The organism is Kribbella sp. NPDC059898 (assembly GCF_042730855.1).
GTDB lineage: Bacteria > Actinomycetota > Actinomycetes > Propionibacteriales > Kribbellaceae > Kribbella.
This window is the reverse complement of sequence record NZ_JBHWKR010000006.1, coordinates 365,846-383,826: the sequence shown is the minus strand read 5'-3', so window position 1 is coordinate 383,826 and position 17,981 is coordinate 365,846. Positions and strand designations below refer to the sequence as shown.

The 17,981-nt window shown below is 70.0% G+C and carries 18 protein-coding genes; 7 read left to right on the top strand and 11 right to left on the bottom strand.

The genetic code is table 11. The features are described from left to right. Positions 1-27: 27 nt before the first annotated feature. Complete coding sequence (locus ACFV9C_RS21720) at positions 28-336, top strand: DUF4235 domain-containing protein (protein WP_380196095.1); 309 nt, start codon at positions 28-30, stop codon at positions 334-336. A 76-nt stretch (positions 337-412) separates the two neighbouring features. Here the strand turns inward: ACFV9C_RS21720 and ACFV9C_RS21715 are convergent, their stop codons facing one another. The 3 genes from ACFV9C_RS21715 to ACFV9C_RS21705 all read right to left on the bottom strand — a co-directional run bounded on the left by ACFV9C_RS21715 (position 413) and on the right by ACFV9C_RS21705 (position 2,872). Then, positions 413-712: a DUF4193 domain-containing protein gene (locus ACFV9C_RS21715; RefSeq protein ID WP_130379292.1), complete on the bottom strand. Its 300-nt coding sequence runs from the start codon at positions 710-712 to the stop codon at positions 413-415. A gap of 295 nt (positions 713-1,007) precedes the next feature. Continuing rightward, positions 1,008-1,802, bottom strand: a complete 795-nt coding sequence (locus ACFV9C_RS21710) for an inositol monophosphatase family protein (protein WP_380196094.1) — start codon at positions 1,800-1,802, stop codon at positions 1,008-1,010. After that, the gene (locus tag ACFV9C_RS21705) at positions 1,799-2,872 is read right to left on the bottom strand and encodes a ferrochelatase (protein ID WP_380196092.1); all 1,074 of its coding nucleotides are present in this window, start codon (positions 2,870-2,872) and stop codon (positions 1,799-1,801) included. The genes ACFV9C_RS21710 and ACFV9C_RS21705 overlap by 4 nt, the downstream gene beginning before the upstream one ends. Before the next feature lie 72 nt (positions 2,873-2,944). Between ACFV9C_RS21705 and ACFV9C_RS21700 the strand changes: the two genes are divergently transcribed. Then, positions 2,945-4,120 carry an MFS transporter gene (locus ACFV9C_RS21700; protein ID WP_380196090.1) on the top strand — a complete coding sequence of 392 codons (1,176 nt, stop codon included), beginning with the start codon at positions 2,945-2,947 and terminating at the stop codon, positions 4,118-4,120. A 40-nt stretch (positions 4,121-4,160) separates the two neighbouring features. Continuing rightward, a complete protein-coding gene (locus ACFV9C_RS21695) occupies positions 4,161-4,868 on the top strand; it encodes a MerR family transcriptional regulator (RefSeq protein ID WP_380196088.1) in 708 nt (235 codons plus the stop codon). Here the strand turns inward: ACFV9C_RS21695 and ACFV9C_RS21690 are convergent. Further along, entirely contained in the window at positions 4,851-5,456 is a 606-nt protein-coding gene (locus ACFV9C_RS21690; protein WP_380196086.1) for a trimeric intracellular cation channel family protein, read from the bottom strand. The genes ACFV9C_RS21695 and ACFV9C_RS21690 overlap by 18 nt on opposite strands. A 28-nt stretch (positions 5,457-5,484) precedes the next feature. Here ACFV9C_RS21690 and ACFV9C_RS21685 point away from each other — a divergent pair, with 28 nt between their 5' ends. Both ACFV9C_RS21685 and fdhD read left to right on the top strand, forming a co-directional pair. Beyond that, complete coding sequence (locus ACFV9C_RS21685; RefSeq protein ID WP_380196084.1) at positions 5,485-6,465, top strand: phosphotransferase; 981 nt, start codon at positions 5,485-5,487, stop codon at positions 6,463-6,465. Further along, positions 6,462-7,295, top strand: coding sequence for a formate dehydrogenase accessory sulfurtransferase FdhD (gene fdhD, locus ACFV9C_RS21680; RefSeq protein WP_380196082.1), 834 nt, complete (start codon positions 6,462-6,464; stop codon positions 7,293-7,295). The genes ACFV9C_RS21685 and fdhD overlap by 4 nt, the downstream gene beginning before the upstream one ends. Here fdhD and ACFV9C_RS21675 read toward each other — a convergent pair. Both ACFV9C_RS21675 and ACFV9C_RS21670 read right to left on the bottom strand, forming a co-directional pair. Continuing rightward, positions 7,279-10,017, bottom strand: coding sequence for a DNA repair ATPase (locus ACFV9C_RS21675; protein WP_380196080.1), 2,739 nt, complete (start codon positions 10,015-10,017; stop codon positions 7,279-7,281). The two genes, fdhD and ACFV9C_RS21675, sit on opposite strands and share 17 nt — an antisense overlap. An 11-nt stretch (positions 10,018-10,028) precedes the next feature. Further along, on the bottom strand, positions 10,029-11,150 hold the full coding sequence (locus ACFV9C_RS21670) for an exonuclease SbcCD subunit D (protein ID WP_380196078.1): 1,122 nt from the start codon (positions 11,148-11,150) through the stop codon (positions 10,029-10,031). A 95-nt stretch (positions 11,151-11,245) separates the two neighbouring features. Between ACFV9C_RS21670 and ACFV9C_RS21665 the strand changes: the two genes are divergently transcribed. Beyond that, entirely contained in the window at positions 11,246-11,797 is a 552-nt protein-coding gene (locus tag ACFV9C_RS21665) for a GNAT family N-acetyltransferase (RefSeq protein WP_380196076.1), read from the top strand. Next, positions 11,790-12,281, top strand: a complete 492-nt coding sequence (locus ACFV9C_RS21660) for an HAD family acid phosphatase (RefSeq protein WP_380196075.1) — start codon at positions 11,790-11,792, stop codon at positions 12,279-12,281. Before ACFV9C_RS21665 ends, ACFV9C_RS21660 begins: the two co-directional genes overlap by 8 nt. A gap of 1 nt (position 12,282) precedes the next feature. Here the strand turns inward: ACFV9C_RS21660 and ACFV9C_RS21655 are convergent, their stop codons facing one another. The 5 genes from ACFV9C_RS21655 to ACFV9C_RS21635 are packed head-to-tail and all read right to left on the bottom strand — an operon-like array spanning position 12,283 to position 17,863. After that, positions 12,283-13,947 carry an ABC transporter substrate-binding protein gene (locus ACFV9C_RS21655; RefSeq protein ID WP_380196073.1) on the bottom strand — a complete coding sequence of 555 codons (1,665 nt, stop codon included), beginning with the start codon at positions 13,945-13,947 and terminating at the stop codon, positions 12,283-12,285. A gap of 17 nt (positions 13,948-13,964) precedes the next feature. Further along, entirely contained in the window at positions 13,965-14,948 is a 984-nt protein-coding gene (locus ACFV9C_RS21650) for an ABC transporter ATP-binding protein (protein ID WP_380196072.1), read from the bottom strand. Then, a complete protein-coding gene (locus ACFV9C_RS21645; protein ID WP_380196070.1) occupies positions 14,945-15,943 on the bottom strand; it encodes an ABC transporter ATP-binding protein in 999 nt (332 codons plus the stop codon). The genes ACFV9C_RS21650 and ACFV9C_RS21645 overlap by 4 nt, the downstream gene beginning before the upstream one ends. Further along, positions 15,936-16,934 carry an ABC transporter permease gene (locus ACFV9C_RS21640; protein ID WP_380196069.1) on the bottom strand — a complete coding sequence of 333 codons (999 nt, stop codon included), beginning with the start codon at positions 16,932-16,934 and terminating at the stop codon, positions 15,936-15,938. Before ACFV9C_RS21640 ends, ACFV9C_RS21645 begins: the two co-directional genes overlap by 8 nt. Then, a complete protein-coding gene (locus ACFV9C_RS21635) occupies positions 16,934-17,863 on the bottom strand; it encodes an ABC transporter permease (RefSeq protein WP_380196067.1) in 930 nt (309 codons plus the stop codon). Before ACFV9C_RS21635 ends, ACFV9C_RS21640 begins: the two co-directional genes overlap by 1 nt. Positions 17,864-17,981 lie beyond the last annotated feature (118 nt).

The following is a 17,981-nucleotide window of genomic DNA, read 5'->3' as shown; positions in this document are numbered from 1 at the left end:
TCAGCAGTCGTACGAGGAGGGTTTGCAGTGGTCGGAGCGAAGATCGGCTGGAAGCTGGTGCAAGCCGCGTTCACGATCGTGGTGGGCCTGGCCGCGAGCAAGGCGGTCAGCACGGCCTGGAAGCTGGGATCCGGCGGCAAGCCGCCGAAGAACGGGCAGGGCGGGTACGCCGAGGTCGCGACCTGGGCGGCCGTCAGCGCCGGAGCCGCGGCGGCAGCCCGGTTGTTCGCCGAGCGGCGGGCGGCGGCGTACTGGCTGAAGTCCACCGGCTACGCCCCGCCCGGCTACGACGAGGACACCCTGCGGAAGAGCATCACGAAGGACGACGAGGCGTAACAAGACAGCACAGCGGGACCGTTCCACGATCGTGGGACGGTCCCGCTGGTCTTTGCAGACGAAGAAGGGCTTCCGCTCAGGCAGCGCAGTCGCGGCAGATCAGCTGCCCGTTCTTCGTTTCGGCGAGCTGGCTGCGGTGGTGAACCAGGAAGCAGCTCGAACAGGTGAACTCGTCGGCCTGGCGCGGGAGGACCCGGACCGCCAGCTCCTCGTGGCTCAGGTCCGCGCCGGGCAGCTCGAAGCTCTCCGCCGCCTCGGCCTCGTCCTCGTCGACCTTGCCGGAGTTCTTGTCGTGACGCCGAGTCTTGAGCTCCTCGATCGACTCTTCGGAAGCGTCCTCGTCCGTCTTGCGCGGGGCGTCGTAATCAGTCGCCATGGTGTTTCCCTGCCCTCTTCGTACCCGTGGTGTTGCCTGCTGAGCCCTTGAACGGGTGGAGCGGCCGAGAAATTCCGCGTCGGAGCACCGCGCTGAACTTTCGTCCCCCGAAACCCTTGACAGCCAGGCCGGGACCGGCAATCACCGTTCCCGAGGACGGGATTGTGCCCTATAAAGGTCCGCAATGCACGACTGGGTCCATGGTGTGACCCGCGTGTCGCCACAAATGTCAGGACCGAACACACGAATGCTCGTTAATGCGCGATACTGCGCAGAAACGAACACTCAGGCGACTCTAAGCACGCAACGGGTCCGCTCCGGCCAGCAGGTCGTGGAACGGCCCGAAGAGCGCCGGGCTGGCCGCGATCGACATCTCGGGCGACACCGGAGCGCCGTTGAGACCGCCGACGGCCGCCCCGGCCTCGGCCGCGATCAGCGCACCCGCTCCGTAGTCCCACGGGTTCAGCCCGCGTTCGAACACCACGTCCAGCCGGCCGCACGCCACGTAGCAGAGGTCGATCGCGCCGACCCCGATCCGGCGGATGTCGCGGACCTTGGTGATCAGGTGCTGGATCACCTCGGCCTGCACCTGCCGGCGCGCCGGGTCGTACCCGAAGCCGGTGCCGACCAGCGCCTTCGCCAGGTCGGTCTCGCCGGACACCTGGATCGGCTTGCCGTCGGCGTACGCACCGCCACCGAGCGTCGCGGTGAACACCTCGCCCTTCGGCGCGTCCACCACCACGCCCGCGACCGTCTTCCCGTCCTGCTCGACCGCGATCGAGACGGCGTACGTCGGGAGGTCGTACAGGTAGTTGACCGTGCCGTCGATCGGGTCGACGACCCAGCGCACGCCGCTGGTGCCGACCACGTCGTCGCCCTCCTCGCCGAGGAACGAGTCGTCCGGCCGGGCCTTCAGCACCCGGGCGCGGATCAGCTCCTCGGACTCGCGGTCGACCGCGGTCACCACGTCGGTGACCGTGCTCTTCGTGTCGGCGACGGTGATCGTGCCGCGGCGGCGCTCGACGATCAGCCGCGCCGCCTCCTCCGCCACGTCGACAGCGAGCTTCAGCAACTCTTCGGGGGAGGTCATGCGTGGTCCTTCGGTCGGCTTACAGGTCGGCGCAGGGCTGGGCAGCAGTCGTGGCGGCAGTCGTCCCAGGCCGGGCCGAGCTTGCCGACGCACGGGCGGTCGGGTTCCTCGCCGCGTTCGGCGGCGGCCCGTTCGACCACCAGGTCGCGGAGCATGGTGACGAACTTCTCATCGGTCCCCGGGGTCGCGGCCCGGGCCATCGGCAGGCCGAGCTTCGCGGCGGTCTTCGCGGCCTCGGTGTCGAGGTCGTAGATGACCTCCATGTGGTCGCTGACGAACCCGATCGGTACGACGGCCACGCCGGGCTGCCCCTCGGCGGCGAGCACCTCGAGGTGGTCGTTGACGTCCGGCTCCAGCCACGGCACCTGCGGCGGCCCGGACCGCGAGCAATAGACCAGATCGGTACGGCGCTGCTGACCGGTCCGGCGTTCCAGCTCCGCCGTGATCGAGGCGGCGACGTCGTTGTGCCAGTCGACGTACCCGTCGCCGTCCGGGCCGCTGGTGGCGTTCATCGCGGTCGGGATCGAGTGCGTCACGTACGCGATCGCCGAACCGTCCGGGAGCTTGCTCAGCGCCTCGGCGGTGGACTCCACGAACGCGCCGACGAAGCCCGGGTGGTTCGCGTAGTGCCGGAGCTTGTCGATCCGCGGCGCGTCCGGGATGTCCCGGGCGGCGTCCTCCAGGTTCTCCCGGTACTGCCGGCAGCCGGAGTACGACGGGTACGCGGACGTGACGATCACCACGGCCCGGCGTACGCCATCGGCCGCCATCTCGCGCATCGTGCCGGTCAGGTACGGCGCCCAGTTGCGGTTGCCCCAGTAGATCGGCAGGTCCAGCCCGACCTCGTCGAACGACTCCCGCAGCGCCTTCAGCAGGGCCCGGTTCTGGTCATTGATCGGGCTCTTCCCGCCGAATGCGTAGTAGTGCTCGCCGACCTCCTTCAACCGCTCGTCCGGGATCCCGCGGCCGCGGGTCACGTTCTGCAGGAAGGGGAGCACGTCCTCGGGCTTCTCGGGCCCGCCGAAGGAGAGCAGCAGGACGGCGTCGTACGGGGGTGCAGCTGGCGACATATTCCAAGCTTCTCAGACGCGGATGACCTAAGCTGCTCCCGGTCTCTCATGCTCAAGCCTTACATCCATCTCATGCGCCGTCCCGGCGCTGGCGCGTTCTCCGCGGCCGGCATCCTCGGGCGGATGCCGATCTCGATGATCGGCCTCGGAATCGTCATCCTGATCGCCCAGGAGAGCGGCTCGTACGGTCTCGCCGGCGCGGTGTCGGGCGTGGCCGTGATTGCCGGCGCGCTGACCGGCCCGATCCAGGGCCGGCTGGTCGACCGGTTCGGTCAGCGCGGGCTGATCCTGATCGGGTCGGTCGCCTGTACGGTCGGTCTCGCCGGACTGCTCGTCGCCGTCCGTGCCGGTGCGGCTACCTGGGTGCTGTACGTGCTGTCGTTCGTTGCCGGCGGCACCCGTCCGCAGGTCGGATCGTTCGTGCGGGCGCGCTGGACGCATCTGCTCGGCCGCGGGCGGGCGCTGCAGACCGCGTTCGCGCTCGAGGCGGTGGGTGACGAGGTCGTCTTCATCGTCGGCCCGGTCCTGGTCACCACGCTCGCGACCCAGGTCAGCCCGTACGCCGCCTTGTCCGCGGCCGGCGTACTGGGGCTGGCGGGCGGGATCTGGCTGGCGATGCTGCGCGCGTCCGACCCGCCCGGCCGCGGCAAGGCGAACGGCGCCGAACAGGCACCGCTCCCCTGGCTGTCGATCATGCTGCTCAGCCTGATCGGGCTCGGGCTCGGCGCGACGCTCGGCGGCGCGGAGGTGATCACGGTCGCGTTCACCACCGAGAAGGGCAGGGCCGGCCTGGCCGGTGTCGTCCTGGCGATCTGGGCGTTCGGCAGTCTGCTGGCGGGACTCTGGTACGGCTCGGTGCACTGGCGCGCCCCGGTCGAACGGCGGCTGCTGCTCGGCACGATCGCGCTGGCGATCACGCTGGCGCCGCTCCCCTGGGTCAACAGCATCCCGCTGCTCGGCGTCGTGCTGTTCTGCTGCGGGATGACGATCGCGCCGACCATGGTCGCGGTCACCGCGTGCGTCGAGGAGTGGGTGCCACCGGAGCGGCTGACCGAGGCGATCACCTGGACCGTCACCGGCATCCTGCTCGGCGTCGCGCCGGGCAACGCGGCCGCCGGGCACGCGGTCGACGTCTGGGGTCCGTCGAACGCGTACTGGGTCCCGTTCGGGGTCGGCATCGCCTGTGCGATCGTCGCGGGCGTCTCGATCACCTTCGCCCGGCCGAAAGAACGATTCGCCCACAACTAGGCTTGCATCTCCTGTTAGGGGAGGTGTTTGAGTGTCGGGCATGGACCATTCGATCGGTGCGCTGGCCCGGCTCGGGGGTGTCTCGGTGAAGACCGTGCGGCACTACTCCGAGCTCGGCCTGCTCGCGTCCTACCGGACCTCGGCGGGCCACCGGCGGTACGACGAGACCGCCGTCGCCCGGCTGCGCCTGATCCGGACGCTGCGTGCGCTGGACCTCGACCTGCCGACGATCAGCGCGGTGCTCCGGCAGGAGCGCTCGATCGCCGAGGTCGCCGCCACCCACGCGGACGCGCTCGCGATCCAGCTCCGCACGCTGCAACGCCAGCACGCACTGCTGACGGTCCTGGCCCAGCACCCGCACCTGGAGGACCTTCACCTGATGACCGAGCAAACCGCGCAGGACCGCCGCGCCCTGATCACCGAGTTCCTCGAGGCGACGCTGCACGGCGTCGAACCCGCCGTCCACGCGAACCTCACGCCCGTCCTACCGGACGACGCCACTCCTGAGCAGGTGTCCGCCTGGCTCGAGCTGACCGCGCTGATCGCCGACGAGGGCTTCCGGACGACGATCCGCAACCTCGCGAGCGGTTACCACGCACTGGCCGGCGACGACCCGTTACGCCCCGATCCGGAGTACCGCAGCAGCCTGATCGCGCTCCGCCGGCACGTCGACCAGCGCTGGGACCGCTACATCGAGTTGGTTGCCGTGATCAACGAGTGGGCGCCGCCGTTACGGATTACGGGGTAGCGGTGCGTTCCAGCCGCGGCGGATGGCGAGCAGCCGGATCCCGAAGCAGGTCAGCGCGGCGAAGATCGGGACCCACAACGCGTGGTACTCGAGCCACGCCGCGATGACGACGATGCCCGCGCCGAGCAGGGCGGGCGTGGCGTAGATCTCGGACCGGAGTACGACGGGGACGCGGCCGCTGAGCACGTCGCGGAGTACTCCCCCGCCGATGCCGGACAGCATGCCGAGCAGGGCGGCCGAGATCGGCGACAGGCCGAAGTCGATCGCCTTCAGCGCACCGGTGACACAGAACAGGGCAAGCCCTGCCGCGTCGAAGATGTTCACCAGCCGCTCGACGCGGCCGATCCCAGGATGGAGGAAGAACGTGATCAGGCCGGCCACGATCGGCACGACCAGGTACCGCCAGTCGCGGAGCGCCGCGGGGGGCGTCTGGCCGATCAGTACGTCGCGGATGAAGCCGCCGCCCAGACCGGTGACGAGCGCGAGGACCTGGATGCCGAAGACGTCCAGCTTCTTCCGTACGCCGACCAGTGCGCCGGTGATCCCGAACACGAAGATCCCGACCAGGTCGAGCACATGCAACACCATGAGCCGAACGCTAAACCACACTGTGTACATGAACCGTGCCCCGGAGGTCGACTACTCCACCACATCTGCCCGCCCTGAGTGGGGCTCGCTGCCGTCGGCGTTGCACGAGGCGCTTGCCGAAACACTCGGGCAGCGGATCGTCGACGTGGCTCCGCCGGTGTCGTCCGGGTTCACCGGGGGCTTCGCGGCGCGGGCTCAGCTGGCGGACGGGCGGCGGGTGTTCATCAAGGCGGCGCCTGAGGAATTGCATGCGTACGGCGCTTACCAGCGCGAGGCCGAGGTGGTTCCGCAGCTTCCCGCTGTGGTGCGTGCGCCGGCTGTTGTCGGGACGGCTCTCGCGGACCGGTGGTTCGCGGTGGCAGCCGAGTGGGTGGACGGGCGGATGCCTGGGGCGCCGTGGACGGAGGCCGACTTCGAACTGGTGACTGCTGCCTGTGAGGCGACGGCCGAGGCGATGCGGCCGAGTCCGTTGACAGGGCTGGACAGTTTTGCCGACCTGGTCGGGGACGACGTGGGCGTTCCGGCGCAGGTGCTGGCTGGTGAGCGGGCGTTGCCGTCGGGATTGCCTCCGTGGCTGCCTCAGGTGTTGCCCGAGCTGGTCGAGCTGGTTCAGCTCTTGCCCCAGGCGCTGGTCGGTGACACCGCGGCGCACTCCGACCTGCGGCCCGACAACCTGCTGATCGACAACTCCGGCACCTGCTGGACGATCGATTGGAACTGGCTGACGCTCGGCCCGCGCTGGGTGGACTGGGTCGGCCTGCTGCCGGTCGCGCAGTACCAGGGCATCGACACGTTCGGCGCGCTCGCCCGCAGTCCGCTCACGGCCGGCGTGCCGGACGATCACCTCGACTGTTTCGTGGCCGTCATCGCGGCGTACATGATGAAGAACACGGACGCTCCGCCGCCGCCCGGGTGCACGCCGGCGTTGCGCGAGCACCAGCGGCTGTACGCGTGGACGTTCCTCGACTGGCTCGCCGTCCGGCGCGGGTGGCCTACCGTAGACGTATGACCAAGGCGCCCACCAGCAGGTTCAAGGTCGAAGTGCTCGACGGCGACCGTACGTCGCGCCGTGAGGACGTCGTCAGCACCGAGGAGCCGCTCGAGCTGCGGCTGGAATGGCCGGGCCGGCCGCCCGAGCCGCTGGTGGTGACGATGCGGACCCCGGGGTCGGACTTCGAGCTGGCCGCCGGGTTCTGTCTCGGCGAGGGGTTCGCGGTGCGCCCGGACGCGATCCGGACCGTTGCCTACTGCACCGATGTCACGCTGACCCGCGAGCAGCAGTTCAACACGGTCACGGTCAGCTTCGACGGTCCCCCGGACCGCGAACCTCCGCAGCGGTACGGCGTCACGTCGGCGGCCTGCGGAGTGTGCGGGCAGCAGAGCCTCGACGAACTCGCCGAACGCGAGTACGACCCGGTCGACCCGGTCGAGGTGCCGCTGGACGTCGTACGGCGGCTGCCCGACCTGCTCCGGGAGGGACAGCCGATGTTCAACCGGACCGGCGGGCTGCACGCCGCGGGCCTGTTCACCGCCGACGGCCGGAAGGTCGTGGTGAAGGAAGACATCGGCCGGCACAACGCCGTCGACAAGGTGGTCGGCTGGACCGTCCTGAACCAGCGCTCCCGCAAGGGCCTGGTGCTCGCGGTCAGCGGCCGCGCCGGGTACGAGATCGTGCAGAAGGCGGTCGCGGCCGGGCTCGGCATGATCGTCGCGGTCGGTGCGCCGTCCAGCCTGGCCGTCGACCTGGCCCGCCGGTTCGGGATCACGCTGGCCGGGTTCGCCCGCGGCGAGCGCTGCGTCGTCTACTCGGCCCCGGAGCGGATCATCCGTCCAGCGTGATGAACGTCGCCTTCGGGACGTACTCGTAGCGGTCCGGCATGCAGGTCAGGATGATCACCTGGCCGTGGTCGCCGGCGCGGCCGAGCAGCGCGCCCATGTCCCGCAGCCGGGCCTTGTCGGACCAGCCGAGCGCATCGTCGAAGATCACCGGCACACTGCCGTCACCGGTGCTCACCAGGTGGCTGATCGCGAGCCGTGTGATGATCGCCAGCTGCTCCTGAGCGCCCGTCGACAACGCCTCGACAGGCAGCCGTACACCGTCCAGCTCGCGCTCCGCGACCGCCAGGTCGTCGTCCAGCCAGACCCGGAACGACGGCCCGTACACGCTCCGCCCGAGCGCCTCGATCCGGCTCTGCAGCGGCTCGGAGTACTTCGTCTGCGCCGCGGCCCGGTGCCGGCTCAGCGTCTCGTACACCCGGCTCGCCGCATCGGCCCGGCGGAGCAGGCTCTCGTGCTCGGTGCGTACGGCGGCCAGCTCCAGCTCGGCCAGGTCGCGGCGGGTCGCCAGCCCGTCCCGGCCGGACTGCTCCAGGCGGCCTTCCGTCGTACGCAGGGCGTCGCGCAGCCGGTCGCGCTCGTCCTGCAGCCGCTTCGCGAAGTCGAGTGCGGCCGCCAGCTCGTCGGCTACCTGGTCGGCGCCGGCGGCGTCGGCCTGCTCCTGGACGGCGGTCAGTTCTTCGAGCACTGCCTCGACCTCGGCCGTCGCCTCGGTTTCCGCTGTGCCGACGGCCTCGTCGTCGAGCACGGCCCTCGCGCCTTCCAGCGATTCGAGCGCTGCCGCCAGGCGCTCGGCGGCAAGCTCCGACCGGGCACGCGCGTTCTGCGCCTCGGAGCGGTCCTCGTCCGCGGCCTTCCGCGCTTGGGCCGCCGCGAACTCCGCATCGGCAAGTAGGCGCTCTGCCTCGGCGAGTCCGTCGCGGGCGGTCTCCAGCGCTCGCTGCGCACCTGCGAGATCGTCCGGCTCCGGCTCTGGCTCGTCGATGTCGATGTCGATGTCGAACAGCGTGTCGTGCGGCGAGGCGAACTCCTCGAACAGCGACATCTGCCCGGGCACACCCTCGACCGCGGGCGGCTTGCCGCCGGACTCTTCGTCGTCCGTCCCCAGCCGCGCCGTCAGTACGGCGATCCGCTCGCCCGGGTCGCCTCCCGCCGTCAGCGACTTCTCGGTCCGGCGCGCCTCGTGCAGCTCGGCCGCGGCCGTGTCCGCCTTCCGCAGCAGCTCGCGCGCCGCGGCGACGTCCTTCACGCCGGCCTTCTTCAGCAGGTCCTTCTCCCGGCGTACGGCGTCATCGACCCGTGAGCGCAGCGTGGCCGCCTCGCCGCCGGCCCGGACGGTCACCTCGACCTGCCCCGGTACACCGACCACCAGCTCGCCGGACACCAGCAGCTCGGTCGACTCGTCGAAACCGAGGCCGGACGGTACGTCGCCCTCCAGGCCGGTCCCGGACAGCTCGACCGGCTCCGCGCCGAGCCGCCGTACGGTCACCTCGGGGACGCCGGCCGCGAGCGCCGCGCGCGCCTCGACGACCGCCGCCCGGGCGTCCTCGAGCGCGGCCACCAGCGCGTCGTCGACCTTGATCCGGTCCAGGATCGTGCCGGCCGCGGCGATCCGCGCGCGGACGTCGACCAGCTCGGTCTGCTGCCCGATCAGCCGGTCCAGCTCGGCCCGGTCCATCAGCTCCGAGACCCGGCGCTCGGCCGCCTGGACCTCGGTACGGCGTACGTCCTTGAGCTCCACCACGTCCGCGAGGGCGGCCTCCGCGGCCTGCACCAGCTCGGCCGCCGTCTTCGCGACCAGCTCCGCGTCGGCCCGGCGCGCGGCGTGCTCGGCCTCGAACTTGGTGAACCGCTCGACCTCTTCGAGCAGGCGCTCGCGGTCGAGGCGGGTGCGGGTGTGGTTCTCCAGCCGGGCCCGCGCGGTCTCGGCGCGGGACCTGACCGAGTCGCGGCGGAGCAGGATCTCGTCGGTCGCCTGTTTGCGTTCGCGCAGTGCCTCGACGCCGGTCAGGTGGTCGGTCAGCCGGCTCGACACGTCCTCCAGGTCGAGGTTGAGGTGCTCGGCGCGGCGGATGTCCGACTGCACCTCGTCCATCGCCTGCAGCGCCTGCCTGGCCGCGAGTTCGGCGGCCGCGACCGCCTTCGCGGAGCGGGCGAAGTCGCCGGTCGGCTTGCCGCGCGGCGTCCAGTAGCGCAGGTACTCGTGCTCGACCGCGGACACCAGCGGCATCGACGCGCCGTCGACCGGCGTGCCGGATTCGGCCGTCACCGCGGTGATCAGCGGCTCGGCGTCGGCCGGTGTTGGCAGCACCAACGACTGGCCCTGGCTGACCATCAACGTCTGCCAGAGCACCGGGTCGACGTTCTCGTGGAACAGCCGCTCGGCCTCGTTGTGCGCCTCGCGGCCAGTCCAGGACCGGCGGCGGCCGTCGGGCTCGACCATGGTGAGCTCGGTGGAGCGGTTCTTCAGCCAGCGCTTGGCGTACGTCAGCTCGCGGCCGCCGAGGCTCAGCTCGACGGTCACCTCCGGGCCGACGTCCTGGCCGGCGGGCTGGATGTCCCGGATCCGGGTCGACTTCGAGTCGTCGGGCAGGTCGAAGACGAGTCCGAAAGCCTCGACCAGGCTGGACTTCCCGACCTCGTTGTCGCCGACCACGACGGTGGTGCCGAGCGCGCGGAACCGGACAAGGCGGTCCTTGACGCCACGGAAGTCCCGTAGCGCCAAGCTGTGTAATCTCATCCCGCGTCCCGCGCCAATCGGTGCATCAGCGAGAGCGCGGCACCGGCGCCCTCGTCACCGCCGGCCAGGGCCTGCCGCAGCTCCTCCATCGCGGCGCGGGCCGGGCCGCTCAGCTGCAGCGACTCCAGGTCCGCGGCGTCCGGCGCGGGCCGGACCGTCCAGAACTTCACCCACCGCTCGACGCTCGCGAACACCTCGCCCTGGGCGTCGATGATGCTGTCGAGCCGGGCCAGCAGCGGCAGCGACAACGAGCCGTCGCCGGCGAGGCGTACGTACGTCCGCTCCTTGTCCGGCAGCTCCGCGAACCAGTCCTCGAGGGCGGTGATCGACTCCTCGTCGAACAGCTCGACGCGGTGGTCGACCATGTGCCAGGCGCCGACGCGGATCGGCTCGACCTCGATGGTGTCGCCGATCGTGACCTTCAGCACGTTGCCAGGCGCGTCCTCTTCCGGGGACGTGACCTCCTGCGTGCCGGAGAACCAGATCCGGTCCGTCACGCGCGTCGTCGAGTGCCGGTCGCCGAGGCCGACGTACTGCAGGCGGCCGTCGGCGACCGCGGCTTCCAGCGCCGTCTGGTCGATCGGCGGTACTTCGGACATCCCGCCGGAGAGGCTTGTCAGCTGGCCGTGGGCGAGCAGGATCCGGAGGGTGCCGGGGTCCGGTGCGAGGTCGGCGTATGCGGGGGCGGCGGGGTCGGAGAGCGGGCGGCGGGAACGCCACGGGGCGCCGACGATCTCCACGCCCGGGAGGATCGGGAACGGCGTCGTTTCGGTCAGTACCGTGACGTGGTCCGGGGCGTGGGCGAGCCACTGGCTCGACGTCCACAGGGAGCCGGGCTCGAGGGCGTCGTGGTTGCCCGGGAGGAGGACGACCGGGACCGGGATCCGCTTGAGGGCCTCGCAGGCGCGCAGGATGGTCTGGCGCTCGACCTGGTTGTGCTCGAACACGTCCCCGGTGACGACCACGAACGCCGCGCCGGTCCGTTCAGCCACCTCGCCGATCCGTGCGACAGCATCCAGCCGCGCCTGACCCCACCGGGCCTGGCCGTCCGGCCCCAGGAACCGGCGCATCATGCCGAGCTGCCAGTCCGAGCTGTGCAGAAACGTGAGCGAGTCCATTGCGGGTAGAACGCTAACCCGAGCCACCGACAGTCGCACAGTCAACACACAGGATCGCCCCACACCGCCCACACTCCGGACACTACGATCCAGGGGTGACTGCCTACCTGGAGACCGAGCGGCTGCGGCTGCGGCGGTTCACGCCCGCGGACGTCGAACTGCTGGTGGAGCTCGATGCGGATCCGGAGGTGATGCGGTTCCTGACCGGCGCGCCGACGCCGCGCGACGAGGTCGAGAACGTCGTACTGCCGGAGATTCTGAAGGTGTACGCCGCGCATCCGCAGCTCGGGACCTTCGAGGCCGAGGACGCCGACGGGTTCGTCGGGTGGTTCGGGATGCAGCCGACGGCGGATCCGGCCACCGTCGGTGTGGGGTACCGGCTGCTGCGGACCGCCTGGGGCAAGGGGTACGCGACCGAGGGTACGAAGGCGCTGATCGCCCACGCGTTCACTCACCTCGGGATGACGCGCGTCGAGGCGGACACGATGGCTGTCAACCACCGCTCGCGCAACGTGATGCGCCGCTCCGGTCTCCGCTTCGAGAAGATCTTCCACGTGCACTTCGACGACCCGCTGCCCGGCACCGAGTTCGGCGAGGTGCTGTACTCCGTCGACCGCGCGACCTGGGAAGCTGGACAGCATGGATGATCGCCCGTACGCCGTCCTCGACATCGACGCGACGTTGTCCGACACCAGCAAGCGGATCCACTTCATCGAGCAGAAACCGAAGGACTGGGACTCGTTCTTCGAGCGCGCGAAGGACGACGCGGTGCTCGACGAAGGGCTCGCGGTCGCGACGACGCTCGCGGCGGACCACGTGATCGTCTACCTGACCGGCCGCCCGGAGCGGATCCGGCGCGACACCGAGAAGTGGCTGAAGGACAACGGCTTCCCGGACGGCAAGGTCTACATGCGCGGCAACACCGACCGCCGTCCGTCGATGCTGATGAAGCTCGGCCGGCTGAAACGCCTGGCCGAGCAGCGCCCGGTCGCGGTTCTGGTCGACGACGACGTCAAGGTGATCGCGGCCGCGAAGAAGGCCGGCTACACAGTACTGAGGGCCGACTGGGGACTCGATCCCGAGTCCCAGCCGACCCTCTTCGACGCTCAAGAGTCCGAAGGACGTACCTGAGCTACTTGCTCAGCCCGATGATCAAGGTGTTCGCGTACGGCGGGTACGACGACAGGTAGAAGTTCTGCACCTTCGAGCCGTGCAGGAACGCGTTACGAGCGTAGATCAACGGAACGATCGGTGCGTCCTGCATGATCTGCTTGTCGACCGCGCTCCACATCCCGGCTGCCTTCGTCCGGTCCGACTCGGCGGTAGCAGCGGCGATCGCGGAGTCGACGGCAGGGTTCGAGTAGCGGGAGATGTTGTATCCGCCGTTACCGATCTCCGAGGAGGCGAACAGCGGCTGGATGTTGCCGATCGCGGACGGGAAGTCCGGCAGCCAACTGGACACAGTCAGGTCGAAGTCGGCCTTGTTCCCGGTGATCAGGTCGGTCAGCGGGGTGTTGTCCATCGGCTTGATCGTGACGTTGATCCCGGCCCGCTTCAGCCCCTGCTGGATCGCCTGCGCGACGCCCACGCCGATCACGCCGCTCGACGTGTTGTCGGCAGCCAGCACGAGGTTCAGGTTGCTGACGCCCGCGGCCTGCAGCATCTGCTTGGCCTTGTCGGGATCACCGGCCGGCGGCGCCTGGTACAGGTCGTACTTGGTGTAGCCGTCCATGCCCGGCGTGATCAGCGTCGACGCGATCTCCCCGCCGTAGTCCGGTCCACCGACAGCGACCTGCACGGCCTGCTTGTCGACGGCGTACTCGATCGCCTTGCGGACGGCGGGATTCGCCAGCGCGGGGCGCTTCGTGTTCATCGCCAGGTACGCCAGCGCACCGGACGGCGAGGTGGCGACGCGAGACTTGACCGCGGGGTTGCCGTTGATCGTCGGGATCAGCGCGGCCGGGACCGACGTACCGGTGGTGGCGGCGAACTTGTCGTCGCCGGCGTCGGCGATCAGGCGCTGGTTCACGACGTCCGGCTGCAGGCCCATGTCGGTGACGATCGAGTCCGGCAGACCGGTCCGCGCCTGGTCGGTCGACTTGTCCCAGTTCGGGTTCCGGGTCAGCACCAGCTTCGAGCCGGGCGTGTACGACTGCACCTGGTAGGGCCCGCTGGCGACGGGCTTCTCGCCGTAGTGCGCCGGGTCGGTGTCGGCCTTCTTCGGGACCGGCGCGAACGCCGGCATGCTGACGATCCACGGCCAGTCGCCGTACGGCTTGTTCAGCTTGAAGACGATCGTGCTGTCGTCGGGCGTCTCGATGGAGGCCAGGTCGCCCCCCTTGTACGGGCCGGTGTACTTGTCGCCGCCGACCAGCAGCGACTTGTGGTACCCGAGGCCGCCGGACAGCTCCGGCGCGAACGACCGCTCCACGCCGTACTTGATGTCGGCGGCAACGATCGGCGAGCCGTCGGAGTACTTGAGGCCGGGCTTCAGCTTGTAGGTCCAGGTCTTGCCGTCGTCGCTCACCTGACCGGTGTCGGTGGCCAGGTCCGGCACCAGTTCGGTGGCCTTGTTCGGGTCCGTCTTCCACGACGTCAGGCCACGCAGCACCAGGTGGATGCCGCTGATCCCCAGGTTCTGGCTCTTGGCCGGGTCGTAGCTGATCTCCTTGCTGGTGCTGAGGATGTGGAAGGTGCCGCCGGGCTCCGCGGCGGCCGTACTGCCACCGGCCGGAGCCGACTTGTTGTTGGCGTTGCAGGCCGCGGCCGCCAGCGCCAGTACAGCGGCTACTGCCACTGCACGGGATATGCGTTTCATGGGGTCCTCTCAAGGGATGGGGGTTCAGGGAAGTAGCAGGCGGCCCGGTGTTCGGCGGAGCCCTCGACTGGCTCGAGCACCGGTCGTTTCGTCGCGCAGACGTCCTCGGCCTTGTAACAGCGGGTCCGGAACGGACACCCGGACGGCGGGTCGATGGGCGTCGGTACGTCGCCGGTCAGCACGATCCGGTCCCGCACCACACCGGGCTCCGGCACCGGTACGGCGGACAGCAACGCCTTCGTGTACGGGTGCGCCGGCGACCGGTACACCTCCGCCGCGGGACCTTCCTCGACGATCGTGCCGAGGTACATGACCGCGATCCGGTCGGCCACCTGCCGTACGACGGCCAAGTCGTGGGCGACCAGCACGTACGACAGGCCGAGCTCGTCGCGCAGGTCCGCGAGCAGGTTCAGCACCTGCGCCTGTACGGACACGTCGAGCGCGGACACCGGCTCGTCGCAGACCAGCAGATCGGGCTGCACCGACAGCGCCCGGGCGATCCCGATCCGCTGCCGTTGCCCGCCGGAGAACTCGTGCGGGTACCGCTCGAGGTGCTGCTCGGACAGCCCGACCTGCTCGAGCAGTTCGACCAGCTGGGTCCGCGACGGGCGGATCCCCTGCGCGCGGAACGGCGTACTGAGGATCGTGCCGACCGACTGCCGCGGGTTCAGCGAGGCCTGCGGGTCCTGGAACACCATCTGGATCTGCCGGCGGATCGGCCGCAGCCGACGGCCCTTGACCCGGGTGACGTCCTTGCCGCCGATCTCCACCCGGCCGGCGGTCGGGTCGAGCAGCCGGGTCGCGACCCGGGCGAGCGTGGACTTGCCGGAGCCGGACTCGCCGACCAGGCCGACGGTCTCGCCCTTGCGTACGACGAGGTTCACCCCGTCGACCGCGCGGACGGCCTGCGCCTTCTGCCACGGCACGCCGCGGAGTCCGAAGTACTTCCTGACGTCCTTGAGGTTGAGCAGCTCGGTCATGCGATCACCTCGGGACGACGGCCCAGGTGGCACGCGGCCTCGTGGTCGCCCTCACCCGGGCGGGGCGTCAGCTCGGGGCGCTCGGTGATGCACCGCTCCCCCACCAAGTGCGTGTACGCGCAGCGCGGCTGGAACGGGCAGCCGGTCGTGATCGACCCGGGCGTCGGCGGGCTCCCGGGGATCGTGGTCAACCGCGGCTTCGGCGGTACGTCGACCCGCGGCATCGCGCCGAGCAACCCGATGCTGTACGGGTGCGCCGCCCGGAAGAACAGGTCCCGGACGGTGCCGCGCTCGGCCGCGCGACCGGCGTACATCACGAGCACGTCGTCCGCGACCTCCGCGACCACGCCCAGGTCGTGCGAGATCAGCACCAGCGCCGTACCGAACTCCTCCTGGACGTCGTCGAGCAGGCGCATGATCTGTGCCTGCACGGTGACGTCGAGTGCGGTCGTCGGCTCGTCCGCGATCAGCACTCTCGGGTCGTTCACCAGAGCCATAGCGATCACGACCCGCTGCCGCATTCCCCCGGAGAACTCGTGCGGGTAGCTCTCCGCCCGGCGCGCCGCGTCCGGGATGCCGACCTTGTCGAGCATTTCGACGGCCCGGACCCGGGCGACCTTCTTCGAGACGTCGTGGTGCAGCCGGTACGCCTCGGCGACCTGCCAGCCGACGCTGTAGTACGGGTTCAAGGCGGAGAGGGCGTCCTGGAAGACCATCGCGATGTCGTTGCCGCGGATCTTGCGCAGGTCGTCGTTCGGCAGGCCGGTCAGCTCGCGGCCGTCGAGCAGCACCTCGCCGGTGACGTCGGCGTTCGACGGCAGCAAGCCCATGACCGCGGCCGAGCTGACGCTCTTCCCCGAGCCCGACTCCCCCACGATCGCCAGCGTCTCGCCCGGCGCAACGGCGAAGTCGATGCCGTCGACGGCGGGGACGGGACCGTTCTCGGTCGCGAACGTGACGTGCAGGTCGTGTACTTCCAGAACCGGATCAGCCATGGCTCACCCTCGGGTCGAGCACTCCGTGCACTATGTCCACCACCAGGTTCGCGAGGATGATCAGGAACGCCGAGAACAACGTGACGCCGACGACCACGGCCACGTCCAGCTGGCCGACGGCGCTGATCAGCAGGTCGCCGAGACCCTGCATGCTGAACACCTTCTCGGTCAGGATCGCACCGCCCAGCAGGCCGCCGAGATCGAGGCCGAACAGCGTGATCACCGGTACCAGGACGCCGCGCAGACCGTGCGTGATCACCACACGCGCCTCGCCGGCGCCCTTCGCCCGGGCCGTGGTGATGTAGTCGAGGTTCAGCTCCTCGAGCATCTGCGACCGGGTCAGCCGGATGTACGACGCGGCGTTCAGGATCGCGAGCACGATCCACGGCGTCACCATGTGCCACGCCCAGTCGACCGGGCTCTCGGTGAGCGGGACGTACCCGCTGACCGGGACCATGTTCAGCCAGAACCCGAACACCAGGATCGCCAGCAGACCGAGCAGGAACGACGGCGTCGACACCCCGAGCAGCGCGACCCCGACCGACAGCCGGTCGAGGATGCGGCCCCGGTTCAGCGCGGCGACCACGCCCAGCGAGACGCCGAGCAGCAGCCACAGTACGGCGGCACCGAGCGCGATCGAGGCGGTGATCGGCAGCCGGTCCAGGATCAGCGTCGTCACCGGACGACCGAGCGGGAACGAGTACCCGAAGCACGGCGCGCTGCAGTGCACCGCGGCCGCGCCGTCACCGAACGTACGACCGGCGAAGATGCCCTTCAGGAAGTTCAGGTACTGCTGCAGCGTGCTCTGGTCGAACTGCATGAAGTGCCGCGCCTGCGCCAGGCGGTCCGGCGTACAGGGCTTGCCGCAGGCGAGGTGCGCCGGATCGGCCGGGATCGCGTAGAAGACCAGGTAGACGGCCAGGCTGAGCGCCAGCATCACGAGCAGCGCCGCGAACAGCCGACGGACGACGAACCAGAGGAGACCGGGCATCAGTTCGTCCTCCGCAGCCGCACGTCGAACGCGTCCCGGACACCGTCACCGAGCAACGTGAAGCCGAGCACCGCGAGGAACAGCATCGCGCCCGGGAACAACAGGAACCACGGATCCGCGCCGGTGTACACCCAGGCGATCGAGTCCGAGATCGATCGGCCGAGACTCGGTGTCGGAGGTGGTACGCCGACGCCCAGGAAGGACAGCGCCGCCTCCGCACCGACGTACCCGGGAATCGCCAGCGTGGCGATCACCAGCACCGGGCCGAGCAGGTTCGGCAGCAGTTCGCGGGTGATCACCATCCAGCCGGTCGAGCCGACGCTGCGGGCCGCCTCGACGAACTCGCGGGTGACCAGCGAGCGGGCCTGGTTCCGGATCAGCCGCGCCAGACCGGCCCAGCCGAAAACGCTGAGCACGCCGATCAGCAGCAGGGTGCGGGACACCTTCGCCGGCACAATGATGCCCAGGGCAATCATGAAGACGAGCTGCGGGAAGCCGAACAGGAAGTCCAGCAGCCGGGACACGATCGCGTCGTACCAGCCGCCGAAGTAGGCCGCGCTGATCCCGAGCAGGGTGCCGGCCACGGTCGTGATCAGCGTGACCGTGATCGCGATCACCAGCGACGTCCGCAGGCCGAGCACCACGATCGAGAACAGGTCCCGGCCGGTCAGCGGCTCGACCCCGAACCAGTGCGTCCCGCTCATCCCGCCGGCCGCACCCCGCGGCGCGTTGCCACGGGCCGGGTCGAGCAGGTCGATGTGGTACGTCGTCGCGTCCTGACCGGCCAGCCGGACCAGCAACGGCGCGGCGGCGGCGATCAGGATCAGCAGCAGCACCAGGGCGAACCCGACCCGCGCGCTCCGGTCGCGCCGCGCCCGGCGCATCGCTTGCCGGGTGGGCGATACGGCCCCGGCCACCGAGGTACTCACAAGCACTCCCGACAGGTCAGATAGTTACAGCCGACAAAACCTAGGCCGCATCCTCCCACCACGATCACCGCATCTCGAATCCCGAGAATGTCGAGTCGGAAACTGTGGCTTCGGTTAG